The organism is Binatus sp. (SeqCode) (assembly GCF_036522015.1).
GTDB lineage: Bacteria > Desulfobacterota > Binatia > Binatales > Binataceae > Binatus.
This window is the reverse complement of sequence record NZ_DATDGQ010000276.1, coordinates 1-11,219: the sequence shown is the minus strand read 5'-3', so window position 1 is coordinate 11,219 and position 11,219 is coordinate 1. Positions and strand designations below refer to the sequence as shown.

The following is an 11,219-nucleotide window of genomic DNA, read 5'->3' as shown; positions in this document are numbered from 1 at the left end:
TTCCCGATCCGCTGCTGCCGCTGGCGTTCGCGGCGGCCGTGACGAAAAAAATCAAGCTCGCGACGGGCGTGCTGATTCTTCCGCAGCGGCATCCGCTGTACGTCGCCAAGGAGTTGGCCACGCTCGACGTGCTGTCGAATGGGCGCGCCATACTCGGAATCGGCAGCGGATGGCTCGAGGAGGAATTCACCTCGCTCGGTCTCGACTTCCATACGCGCGGCGCGCGCACCGACGAGGCGATCAAATCGCTGCGCGCATTGTGGAGCGACGACGCGGCGTCATTTCACGGCAAGCATTTCAACTTCGGCCCGGTCAAGTGCTATCCCAAGCCGGTGCAAAAGGGCGGAGTGCCGATTCATGTCGGCGGCCATTCGTCGGCGGCGGCGAAACGCGCAGGACGCTACGGCGACGGCTTCTTTCCGGGCGCTCGCGGAGATTCCCAAGCTCAAGGAACTGTTCGCGATGATGACGTCGGAGGCTGAGAAAGCGGGGCGCGATCCGAAGAAGATCGAGCTGTCATGCATGGGGCGCCCGCGCGTCGATGAGTTGAAGGCGCTCGCGGCGATAGGAGTGTCACGAGTTGTGATCGCGCCGCCCGCGTTCGACGCGGAGGGCCTGACGCGCGGCCTCGAAAAGCTGCACGACGACGTGATCGCGAAGATATAGAACTTGGGAGAACTTAGTTGAATGTGAAACCCACCTTGGGTTTCACACTTCCTTGGGCAGGGGTGACCCCTGCACCCAGTGTGGGGAGAAATCGCGAAATGTCGAGGACGACATTTCGCTCCGGGGTTCGGGGAGAGCGACCCTCTCGCGATTGTTCCCTTCCCTCAAGAGAAGGGGTTAGAGGTTAGGTTCCTGGGGCGCGAGCAGCTTTACATAAATCAGTTCCGGATCGCCCTCGTCGAGATTTTCGATGTAGCCGCTTTTTACGAAGCCCAATCGAGCGCACAGCCGCTGCATCGGAATGTTCGACTGGTTGGTCGAGGTGAACAGCTTGCCGGTCTGACAATTGAGCTCGGCCGCGCGCATCAGCGCGGTCGCGAGTCCGCGGTGCCGGAAATCGGCCTGCACCATCAGCAGGCGCACGTAAAATTGTCCAAAGAAGCTTTCATCTGCGATCACGAAGCCGCGGATGACGTCGTCGACGCGCGCCACCGAGATATGGCCGCTCGCGCAGGCCGTCTCGATTAATCTGCGTCGCGCGGGTTTTCCATGGACAGTTTCGTCCAGCGCACAAATGTGCTCAAAATCCCCACTGGAAGCCCGCTCGATTATCGTCATAAATCTCGCCAGAGGTACGTTATCCGTGAAGGATGAAACTTCAGTCGATCCGTTGATAGTCACTCACGAGGCGCCGATTGGATGGCTGGTGCTCAACCGGCCGCAAGTTCGCAACGCGCTCAATCTTAGGACCTGGCAGAGGATTGCGGAAGGCGTCGTCGAATTGGCGAGCGATGACGCGATTCGCGTGATCGTCATGCGCGGCGGCACACCGCAGGCGTTTATCGCGGGCGCGGACATCTCGGAGTTTCCCGCGATGCGCGCCGACGCGGCGCAGGCGCGTGCCTATCGTGACGCACCCAATAGCGCGATCGGTGCGCTGATCGAATGCCGCAAGCCGGTCATCGCGATGATCTCCGGCGTATGCATCGGCGGCGGCGTGCAAGTCGCACTCGCCTGCGACATCCGGATTGCGGCGCGCGGCACGCGCTTCGGGGTTCCCGCGGCGCGGCTGGGACTCGCGTATCCGCTGGAGGGCGTCAACATGCTCGCGCATACGGTCGGCCCCGCCAACGCGCGCGACATCCTGCTGTCGGCGCGCCTGTTCGATGCGGAGGAGGCGATGCAGATGGGTCTCGTCAACCGCGTCGTCGATCCCGAGAAGCTCGAAGAAAACGTGCGCGACTACGTGCTCAAAATGGCGACCAACGCGCCGCTGACGATGGCGGCCGCCAAGCTGGCCATTCGCGAGAGCCTGAAAGATCGCGAGGAACGGGATGCGAAGGCTGTCTCGACGATGGTCGCGCGATGCTTCGACAGCGAGGATTATCGCGAGGGCGTCCGCGCGTTCCTGGAAAAGCGCCGGCCAGTTTTCAAGGGTCGCTAGCGTAAAGTTCGACCGGAAAGCACGCGGCGCGGAACAGCTTCATCCAGACCATCTTGCTCGCGCGTGGCAGATGCGTCAGCGCCGACCATGCGGCATGCCGATCGTCGCCGGGAATCGCCATCGCGGTCATCAAGACGGACATTACGACGTGAACCATCCGCTTGGTTTCGTCATCGCCAGGGCTCGCCGCGAGTTCATGGACGCGGCCGAGGAAGCCGACGTCGCCGAGGTCGGCGAGTCCTGGATGTTTACCGGCCGCTCGAGGCCACATCGTCCGGATATTTGCAGGGAGCGACGATTCAATCGTGGCGGCTTCGTCGACGTCTAGACCGTCGCGCAACGCATGCAGCACAGCACGCAGGATCCCTTCGGCGCGCGGATGCGAGCATTTCAACTGGTCGGCGACATTAACAATGTGGGGGACTGTGTTCATCGCGGAATCGCGTTCGATCACTTTTGGAGAATAGCGGAGTTTCAATCGGGTTCAAGCGTCGAATTGAGCAGGTCCAAGCAAACAGTCGCGCCTGCTTGTAACAATCAACCCTGTATGTTACTTCCATCTACCCTGAACTGCTTAGCAAGGGAGTTAAAATGTCGGCGCTACAAGAAGAACGGAGCGCGGAAACTCGGCGCCGGTTGCTCGATGCCACCGTCGCATGCCTTTTCGAGCGCGGATACGCCGGCACGACGACCACCGAGATCGCCAGCCGCGCAGGAGTTTCGCGCGGCGCGCAATTGCATCATTTTCCGAGGAAAGACGAGCTCGTTGTGAGCGCGCTCGAGTACGTTTTCGAGCTGCGGCTGAGCGAAATGAGCGCCGCTATCGCGGAGCGGCCGTCCGGCAGCCGCGAGCATCGCCTGGCCGTCATGATTGACACGATATGGCCGGGGTTCAAAGGGCCGACATTCTATGCATGGCTCGAGCTGGTGGTCGCAAGCCGTACCGATCCTGCGCTGAACGACGCGGTGCGCGCGGCGAGCGTTCGTTTCGGCGAAGGCTTTCGCATCGGTCTCGCGACGCTGCTCGATTGGCCGACCGATCGGGAAGACAAGCTTGAAGATTTGATCAGCATCGTATTCGGACGGCTCGAGGCGATGGCGCTCGAGCGCGTGCTGTTCGCGCCGGGCGAGATCGATCCGCCGGAATTTGTGCGCGGTTTGGAAACAGCCAAGAGGGCCAGCGCCGCGATTGTACGCGAACTGGAATCCTCGGAACGAATCGAGAAGCGGGAGGTGCTCTGACAATGAGCGAGGCAGTCGCGGCTCAGACGCCGCAGGATTTCTACTTCAATCCGTGGGACGAGAACTTTCGCGCCGATCCGTATCCGCACTATCGCCCACTGCTCGCGGGACCGCCTCGGGTTCTCGATATGGGCTACAAATTAGCGCTCGCCGCTCGCTACGCTGACGTGCGCGCGATTCTGATGGACCATGCCACGTTCTCGAGCGTGCTGCCGAAGGGGATGGGATTCGACGAGCAGACGAAAATATTCGGCGATGCTCCGACGATGCTCGGCTCGGACCCCCCGACCCAAACGCGCCTGCGCAGACTGGTCTCGCGCGACTTCACGCCGCGCCGAATCCGCGATCTCGAACCGCGTATCCGCGAGATCGCGAAAAATCTGATCGACGCCGCCGAGCGCAAGGGCGAGTTCGACGTGATGGCGGACCTCGCCAATCCGCTCCCGGTGATGGTGATCAGCGATTTGCTCGGCGTGCCGCCCGAGGAATACCAGCAATTCAAGAATTGGTCGGACAAGATAGTCGAAGCAGACAACACGCTCCCCGGGATGCCGATACCCGACGAGATCAAGAACGCCTTCACCGAGCTAAGGTCGTCCTTCGTCGCGGAAATCGCGCGCCGCCGCAAGAATCCCGGCACCGACCTGGTGAGCGCGCTGGTCGCGGCGCACGACGAATCCGAGGCCCTTAACGCTGACGAGCTGCTGCAATTCCTCGTGCTGCTGTTACTCGCCGGCAACGAGACGACGACCAATCTGATCGGCAACGGGATGCTGGCGCTCGGACGCAATCCCGCCGCGATGGCTGCGCTGCGCTCGAAGCCCGAGCTGATGCGCGGCGCGATCGAGGAGATGCTGCGATACGATGGCCCGGTGCAAGCGACCTTCGGCACCGCGACGAAGGACACCGTAGTGGGAGGTACGCCGATCAATTCGGGGATGGGCGCGTTCGTGATCATCGCGGCGGCGAATCGCGACCCGGCGCAGTTCAAAGATCCTGAGAAATTCGACATCACGCGCGCGCCGAACGATCACGTGGCGTTTGGCGAGGGAATCCATTTCTGTATCGGCGCGCCGCTGGCGCGCATGGAAGGTTCGATCGCGATTGGGAGTGCGCTCGAGCGATTCCCACATCTTCGGCTCAAAAATCCCGACGCCGCGGTGACTTACAAAGGCTCCTATGCGCTGCGCGGGCTGAGCCGTCTCGAAATGGCGCTGAAGTGACATCGCGGGACTGCGCGCAGTCGCATTGATGCATGTCGGCGCGATGAAAACCCGCGTGATCGCATAGATCCGCGTGGTGGCACTGCGATTGCTCTTAAGTGCGCATCCGCAGGTGGTGCAGTGCGAGCGATGCCGCTCCGGCAAAACTGAAGCTTACGAAGAGGAAGTCTGAACATGAACCAGGCCGCTGAGAATATCTATTTCAACCCGTGGGATCCCGCGTTTCGCGCCAATCCATATCCTCACTATAAGCCCTTGCTCGCCGGCCCGCCGCGGATTCTCGATCTCTTCGGCCCGACTGCGATGGTCGCGCGCTACGCCGACGTCACCATCGCGCTGCGCGACCATGCGCATTTCTCGAGCGTCCGCCCGCGCGATCCCAACGAGCCCAACGACGAGGGACCGTTCGCCGGCGCGCGCACGATGCTGTTTTCCGATCCGCCGCTGCACACCCGGCTGCGACGCCTGGTCTCGCGCGATTTCACGCCGCGGCGAATCCGCGACCTCGAGCCGCGAATCCGCGAGATCGCGAAAACCCTTATCGACGCCGCGCAACACAAAGGCGAGCTCGAGGTTATGCACGGGATTGCGAACGCACTGCCAGTGATGGTTATCGCGGAGATGCTCGGCGTGCCGCCGGATCACTACCAGCAGTTCAAGCACTGGTCCGACACGGTCGTGACGGGTGACAACACTCTGCCTGGGACTCCGTTGCCTGATGAGTTTCATGCGGCGACGAAAGCGCTGCGCAACTATTTCGCCGATGAGATCGACCGACGCCGCAAAAATCCCGGCACCGACCTGGTGAGCGCTCTGGTCGCCGCGCACGACGATGCCGAAGCGATGAACGCCGACGAATTGCTTGCATTCGTGCTCCTCCTCCTGCTCGCCGGCAACGAGACGACGACGAATTTGATCGGCAACGGGATGCTCGCGCTCGGGCGCAATCCCGCGCAGATGGATCTGCTTCGCCAAACTCCCGATCTGATGCCGCGCGCGGTCGAGGAGATCCTGCGCTACGACGGACCGGTGCAATCGACGATTCGCTTCACCAAGGAAGATATAAATCTCGGCGGGACCGATCTGCCGGCCAATCAAGCATGCTTCATAGTACTGGCCGCGGCGAATCGGGACCCGGCGCAGTTCGAAGATCCCGATCGCTTCGACATCACGCGCGCGCCACGCGATCACGTCGCGCTGGGCGAGGGCATCCACTTCTGCATCGGCGCACCGTTGGCGCGGATGGAAGGTGCGATCGCGATCGGCGCGATGCTCGAGCGGTTCCCGCGCTTGCGTCTCCAGGATCCCGCGACGCCGGTGACCTACAAAGGTTCCTACTTCCTTCGCGGATTGGCGTCTCTCACAATGGCAACTGACTGAGGGGGCAATCGAGCATGGCGGCGGAAGTTTATTTCAACATCTGGGATCCCGAATTTCGGGCCAATCCATATCCGCACTACGCGCCGCTGCTGGCGGGTCCCCCGCCTATCCTCGCGATGGGGCCGATGACGTTTGCGCTGGTGGCGCGCTACAAAGATGTCACTGCTGCGCTTCGCGACCATGAGCACTTCTCCAGCGTCGGGCCGCCGCCACCGCCGCAGGCGTATCAAGGCCGCTTCGCGGGCTCGCGCAATATGCTGGGATCCGATCCGCCTCAGCACTCGCGCCTGCGCCGCTTGGTATCGCGCGATTTCACGCCGCGCCGAATCCGCGAACTCGAGCCTCGGATCCGCGAGATCGCAAACGAGCAGCTCGACAAGGTCGAGGCAAAAGGGTCCTTCGATGTGATGGCGGACCTCGCCAACGTGCTTCCGGTCACCGTGATTGCGGAGATGCTTGGCGTGCCGCCGGACTTGAACGAGAAGTTCAAGAGTTGGTCCGACACGATCATTGGCGGCGACAATAATGTTCCCGGCGCGCCGCAGCCGCCTGAATCGATTCGCGCGATCGATGAACTGGGCGACTACTTCACGGCCGCGATCGAAAAGCGCCGCTCGAATCCGGGACCCGACCTGGTCAGCGCGCTGGTCGCTGCGCACGACGAAGGTGAAGTAATGTCAGCGGCGGATCTGTTGAGCTTCGTGACGCTGCTGCTGGTCGCGGGCAACGAGACGACGACCAATCTCATCGGCAACGGTATGCTTGCGCTCGGACGCCATCCGGATCAATTCGATGCGCTCAAACGTGATCCTTCGATGCTACCGCGCGCGATCGAAGAAATGCTGCGCTACGACGGCCCGGTGCAATCGACGGTGCGATTCACCAAGGTACCCGTGCAGCTCGGAGGAACTGAGATTCCCGCAGGCGCATTTGCAATGATGATCGTCGCCGCGGCAGATCGCGATCCTGCGCAATTCAAAGATCCGGAAAAATTCGACATCACGCGCGATCCCAACGAACACGTCGCCTTCGGCGAGGGAATCCATTTCTGCATCGGCGCACCGTTGGCGCGCATGGAAGCAAGGATCGCGTTCGAGGTGATGCTCGAGCGATTTCCGCGGCTCAGACTTAAAGATCCCGCAATGAAACCTACCTACAAAGGATCGTACTTTCTGCGCGGCCTCGGCTCCTTGCCGATGGCAATCGATTAAATCCGATGACCGATCCCGCCATAAACCTCGAATTGACGCCCGAAGCCGGCCCGGAGGCCGAGGACGCGGACCGCAAGAGTATTCACCTTGGGATGTTGGGCAGGACGCCACCATTCACCAAGCGGCAGCGCCGGGTTTTCTTTATCGCGTCGACGGCGGGATTTTTCGACCAGTATGATCGCGCGCTGCTGAGTCTCGCGCTCAAGCAAATCCAGACCGGGCTCAAGATCGCCGAGTCGCACCTTGGCGCGATGCTCTCGATAGTCCGGCTCGGCTACTTGCTGTCATTGCTGATGACGCCGTTTGCCGACGTCTTCGGACGCCGCCGCCTGCTGCTCTACACGGTCTTCGGCTACACGATTTTCACCGGCCTTATCGCGATCGCGCCGGGTGAGCGGACCTTCGTCGTGTTTGAAATAATTGCGCGCGCGTTCGCCGGCGCTGAAGCCGCGATCGCGATGGTGATAGTGGCGGAGGAAGTTGACGCGGCGCATCGCGGATGGGCGATCGGCCTGCTCGGTGGAGTTTCGTCGGTCGGCTACGGCCTCGCGGCGATCGTTTTCGCGTTCATCAATGTAATTCCTTACGGATGGCGCGGGCTGTACGCGATTGCGCTGCTGCCGCTCATATTGATCATCCCGCTACGCCGCACGCTGCCAGAGAGCGCGCGCTTCGAAAAAGAAAAACTCGAGGGACTGCGGCCAGTGAAAATCTGGGAGCCGCTCGCCCAGCTGTACAACGCATACCCGGGACGGCTCATCACGATGCTCTCGATCGCATTCCTGAACTCGATGGGCGGCAACGCAGCCGGCTTTCTGTTTCCGAAGTTTCTGCAGGAGACGCATCATTGGTCGCCGGGCAACGTGTCGTCGTTATTTCTGTTCGGAGGAGCTCTAGGAATAATGGGCTCGATCGTCGCGGGCCGGCTGAGCGATCGGCACGGGCGCCGCGTGATGGGCGCGGCGTTCCTGTTCCTGTCGCCCCTGTTGACCATCTGGATGTACACGGCGACGGGTTGGTCGATTGTGCCGGCCTGGATCCTGGAAGTATTTTTCGACATCGCGGCGGGTACTATCCTGAATGCCTACAGCGCGGAGTTATTCCCGACCTCATATCGCTCGACGGCGGGCAGCGCGCTCGCGGTCGCAGGCACGACCGGCGGCGCACTCGGGCTGTTCTTTGAGGGCGTGCTATACAATCTCACCGGCTCGCACGCGCGAGCAGTCTGCTACCTGACCGTCTTCTGGATAATCTCGCCGATGATCATGTGGTTCCTGCCGGAGACCTCGGGCCGCGAACTCGAAGAGATCTCGCCCGAAGCAAACGTGACCTGATTTCCCGCGACTCATCGACGCGCTAGATTAGCGGCGAGCCATGACAGGAACCGTACATCGCCGCATCCGGCTACCGTTCTCGTTCGTGGTCGTCCTGCTCGCCTTGCTCGGATGCGCACGCGGTCCGTGCGTCACGATAGTCGCGCCGGACGGCACGACCCGCGCCACAGTTGCGATCGAATTGGCAAACACTAACGAGCAACGCGAGCGCGGCCTGATGTTTCGCAGGCATCTGGACGACGATGCGGGAATGATCTTCGTCTTCCCGGATGCGGCGCCGCGGAATTTCTGGATGCACAACACGGACATTCCGCTCGACATGATTTTCGCGGACTCATCGTTCCGGGTGACCGGAATCGTCGCCAACGCGGCCCCCCAGACTGATACCTTGCGCGGTGTCGAGGGCGCCTCGGAGTATGTACTCGAAGTGAACGGCGGTTTCTGCGCAAAAAACGGAATCAAACCGGGCGACCGATTCCAGTTTCTGAATTTCTACCCTCACGCCTCGGAATAATCGGGCGCTTTAACCATTCGCCGACATGCGGTATCTATCTTGCCGGTGGCGCGTGACGGGCGCCTTTTTGTTTGCCGTCTATCCAGCTTGCTCGCGGTTGTGACAAATGGGACTTAAAGAAAATCTCGAACGACTTCAGCAGCTAACGCGCGAGGCCGAGGCCGCCGGCGGCGCGGATCGGGTCAAGAAACAGCGCGCGCAAGGACGCATGACCGCACGCGAGCGGGTCGAGTTTCTGCTCGACCGGGGCTCGTTCGTCGAGCTCGATAAGTTCAAGACGCATCGAATCACTGACTTCGAGATGGCCGATAAAAAAATCCCCGGCGACGGCGTCGTGACCGGCTACGGCACCATCGACGGCCGCCAGGTATGCCTCTTCAGCCACGACTTCACCGTTTTCGGCGGCAGCCTGTCGGGCGCCTTCGCGGAAAAAGTCTGCAAGGTGATGGACCTCGCGACGAAAACCGGATGCCCGGTGATCGGCCTCAACGACGGCAGCGGCGCGCGCATCCAGGAAGGGGTCGTGTCGCTGGCGGGCTACGCGGATATTTTTCTGCGCAACGTGATGTCGTCGGGAGTTATCCCGCAAATTTCCGTAATCATGGGACCATGCGCGGGCGGCGCGGTCTATTCGCCGGCGATTACCGATTTCATCGTGATGGTCCGCGACACCTCGTACATGTTCCTCACCGGTCCCGACGTGATCAGAGCCGCCACCCACGAGGAAGTCACGATGCAGGAGCTGGGCGGCGCCGACGCGCATAGCCAGAAGTCCGGCGTCTGTCATCTCGAGGCCGACGACGACTCGGGCGCGCTCGCGATGGTCCGCGAACTGTTCTCCTACATGCCGTCGAACAACGTCGAAGATCCGCCGTTCATCGCAAGCAGCGACGATCCTGCACGAATCGACGCCGCCCTCGATTCGATCGTTCCCGAAAGCCCCAACAAGCCCTACGACATGGGCGACATCATCCGGCGCGTTGTCGATGACGGTCACTTGCTGGAGGTGCAGAAGGACTATGCGCAGAACATGCTGATTGGGTTTGCGCGGATGGGCGGCTACTCGGTTGGAATCGTCGCGAACCAGCCGTCGTTCCTCGCGGGAGCGCTCGACATTGACGCGTCGGTCAAAGGCGCCCGGTTCGTGCGCTTCTGCGACGCGTTCAACATTCCACTCGTCACGTTCGTCGATGTGCCTGGGTTCCTGCCCGGCACGCAGCAGGAGTTCGCCGGAATTATTCGACATGGCGCGAAACTGCTCTACGCGTTCTGCGAGGCGACTGTGCCGAAGGTCACGGTGATCACGCGCAAGGCTTACGGCGGCGCGTACGATGTAATGTCGTCGAAGAACATTCGCGGCGATTTCAACTTCGCCTATCCGAGCGCCGAGATCGCGGTGATGGGACCCGAGCAGGCGATCAACATCGTTTTTCGTAACGAGCTCGCCAACGCCAAAGATGCGGTCGCCGAGCGCAAGCGGCTGGCGGACGATTATCGCAAAACTTTCGCGAACCCATTCAAGGCCGCCGAGCTTGGCTATATAGATGAAGTGATCATGCCGCACGACACGCGTCCCAAGCTGATCGGCGCGCTGAAGGCGCTCGCAAACAAGCGCGAAAAAAATCCGCCGCGCAAACACGGCAACATTCCACTTTGACAGAGCAGTACCGGCTGGATTCAGTATAAAATCTGGGAAGCCTTGAAAGATTGATGTTCAAACGGATTCTAATCGCCAACCGCGGAGAAATTGCCGTGCGGATCATCCGCGCCTGCCGCGAGTTGGGAATCGAATCGATCGCCGTTTACTCCGACGCCGATCGCGCCGCGCTGCATGTGCGCGAAGCCGATCACGCGTACCCGGTTGGTCCGGCGCCGGCGGCTGAGAGCTATCTCAATACCGCCAAAATTCTTGAAGCCGCGAAACGTCTCAAGGCCGACGCGGTGCATCCGGGCTACGGTTTTTTTTCCGAGCGAGCCGCATTTGCACGCGCGGTGCAGAAAGCCGGCCTCACCTGGATCGGACCGCCGCCCGAAGCGATCGAGCGGATGGGCGACAAGGTTGAAGCGCGCAAACTTATAAGTATCCGAGCTGCATTCTGCAAGGTGAGAATTCCGTCGGTGAGTTCTACTCCGTGGCGCTGACTAACAACTATCAGCAGGCCGATACCGGGACCAAGATGATCCATATTGGCAAAAACACCAAAA

At 61.3% G+C, this 11,219-nt stretch carries 12 protein-coding genes and 2 pseudogenes; 12 read left to right on the top strand and 2 right to left on the bottom strand.

Features of this window, described 5'->3' with window-relative positions; genetic code table 11:
• Both VIW95_RS11930 and VIW95_RS11925 read left to right on the top strand, forming a co-directional pair.
• Window positions 1-482 (top strand): TIGR03619 family F420-dependent LLM class oxidoreductase (locus tag VIW95_RS11930; protein WP_331586725.1); only part of this gene is annotated, 482 nt, incomplete at its 5' end.
• Window positions 463-666, top strand: a complete 204-nt coding sequence (locus tag VIW95_RS11925) for a hypothetical protein (protein WP_331586723.1) — start codon at window positions 463-465, stop codon at window positions 664-666. The genes VIW95_RS11930 and VIW95_RS11925, both read left to right, overlap by 20 nt.
• 177 nt (window positions 667-843) lie before the next feature.
• On the opposite strand, the gene VIW95_RS11920 is transcribed toward VIW95_RS11925, so the two are convergent.
• Window positions 844-1,284: a GNAT family N-acetyltransferase gene (locus VIW95_RS11920; protein ID WP_331586721.1), complete on the bottom strand. Its 441-nt coding sequence runs from the start codon at window positions 1,282-1,284 to the stop codon at window positions 844-846.
• Between the two features lie 25 nt (window positions 1,285-1,309).
• Between VIW95_RS11920 and VIW95_RS11915 the strand changes: the two genes are divergently transcribed.
• A complete protein-coding gene (locus tag VIW95_RS11915) occupies window positions 1,310-2,110 on the top strand; it encodes an enoyl-CoA hydratase (RefSeq protein WP_331586719.1) in 801 nt (266 codons plus the stop codon).
• On the opposite strand, the gene VIW95_RS11910 is transcribed toward VIW95_RS11915, so the two are convergent.
• Window positions 2,097-2,543: a DUF2267 domain-containing protein gene (locus tag VIW95_RS11910; protein ID WP_331586717.1), complete on the bottom strand. Its 447-nt coding sequence runs from the start codon at window positions 2,541-2,543 to the stop codon at window positions 2,097-2,099. The two genes, VIW95_RS11915 and VIW95_RS11910, sit on opposite strands and share 14 nt — an antisense overlap.
• 158 nt (window positions 2,544-2,701) lie before the next feature.
• Here VIW95_RS11910 and VIW95_RS11905 point away from each other — a divergent pair, with 158 nt between their 5' ends.
• The 9 genes and pseudogenes from VIW95_RS11905 to VIW95_RS17505 form a co-directional block, all read left to right on the top strand.
• Window positions 2,702-3,352: a TetR/AcrR family transcriptional regulator gene (locus VIW95_RS11905; protein ID WP_331586715.1), complete on the top strand. Its 651-nt coding sequence runs from the start codon at window positions 2,702-2,704 to the stop codon at window positions 3,350-3,352.
• A gap of 2 nt (window positions 3,353-3,354) precedes the next feature.
• Entirely contained in the window at window positions 3,355-4,575 is a 1,221-nt protein-coding gene (locus VIW95_RS11900; protein ID WP_331586713.1) for a cytochrome P450, read from the top strand.
• 174 nt (window positions 4,576-4,749) lie between these two features.
• Entirely contained in the window at window positions 4,750-5,955 is a 1,206-nt protein-coding gene (locus VIW95_RS11895; protein ID WP_331586711.1) for a cytochrome P450, read from the top strand.
• 14 nt (window positions 5,956-5,969) lie between these two features.
• The gene (locus VIW95_RS11890; protein WP_331586709.1) at window positions 5,970-7,166 is read left to right on the top strand and encodes a cytochrome P450; all 1,197 of its coding nucleotides are present in this window, start codon (window positions 5,970-5,972) and stop codon (window positions 7,164-7,166) included.
• Between the two features lie 5 nt (window positions 7,167-7,171).
• A complete protein-coding gene (locus tag VIW95_RS11885; protein ID WP_331586707.1) occupies window positions 7,172-8,500 on the top strand; it encodes an MFS transporter in 1,329 nt (442 codons plus the stop codon).
• 40 nt (window positions 8,501-8,540) lie between these two features.
• Window positions 8,541-9,014 carry a DUF192 domain-containing protein gene (locus VIW95_RS11880; RefSeq protein ID WP_331586705.1) on the top strand — a complete coding sequence of 158 codons (474 nt, stop codon included), beginning with the start codon at window positions 8,541-8,543 and terminating at the stop codon, window positions 9,012-9,014.
• 106 nt (window positions 9,015-9,120) lie between these two features.
• The gene (locus VIW95_RS11875; protein ID WP_331586703.1) at window positions 9,121-10,671 is read left to right on the top strand and encodes an acyl-CoA carboxylase subunit beta; all 1,551 of its coding nucleotides are present in this window, start codon (window positions 9,121-9,123) and stop codon (window positions 10,669-10,671) included.
• 53 nt (window positions 10,672-10,724) lie between these two features.
• Window positions 10,725-11,147: pseudogene (locus tag VIW95_RS11870) on the top strand (biotin carboxylase N-terminal domain-containing protein); the annotation flags it as partial.
• A pseudogene (locus VIW95_RS17505) lies at window positions 11,078-11,219 on the top strand (SufD family Fe-S cluster assembly protein); the annotation flags it as partial. The pseudogenes VIW95_RS11870 and VIW95_RS17505, both read left to right, overlap by 70 nt.

Bases quoted from the DNA above. Each gene is read 5' to 3' on its own strand.
- VIW95_RS11925 (WP_331586723.1), top strand. From the start codon at position 463: ATGATGACGTCGGAGGCTGAGAAAGCGGGGCGCGATCCGAAGAAGATC.
- VIW95_RS11920 (WP_331586721.1), bottom strand. From the start codon at position 1,284: ATGACGATAATCGAGCGGGCTTCCAGTGGGGATTTTGAGCACATTTGT.
- VIW95_RS11910 (WP_331586717.1), bottom strand. From the start codon at position 2,543: ATGAACACAGTCCCCCACATTGTTAATGTCGCCGACCAGTTGAAATGC.
- VIW95_RS11905 (WP_331586715.1), top strand. From the start codon at position 2,702: ATGTCGGCGCTACAAGAAGAACGGAGCGCGGAAACTCGGCGCCGGTTG.
- VIW95_RS11900 (WP_331586713.1), top strand. From the start codon at position 3,355: ATGAGCGAGGCAGTCGCGGCTCAGACGCCGCAGGATTTCTACTTCAAT.
- VIW95_RS11895 (WP_331586711.1), top strand. From the start codon at position 4,750: ATGAACCAGGCCGCTGAGAATATCTATTTCAACCCGTGGGATCCCGCG.
- VIW95_RS11890 (WP_331586709.1), top strand. From the start codon at position 5,970: ATGGCGGCGGAAGTTTATTTCAACATCTGGGATCCCGAATTTCGGGCC.
- VIW95_RS11885 (WP_331586707.1), top strand. From the start codon at position 7,172: ATGACCGATCCCGCCATAAACCTCGAATTGACGCCCGAAGCCGGCCCG.
- VIW95_RS11880 (WP_331586705.1), top strand. From the start codon at position 8,541: ATGACAGGAACCGTACATCGCCGCATCCGGCTACCGTTCTCGTTCGTG.
- VIW95_RS11875 (WP_331586703.1), top strand. From the start codon at position 9,121: ATGGGACTTAAAGAAAATCTCGAACGACTTCAGCAGCTAACGCGCGAG.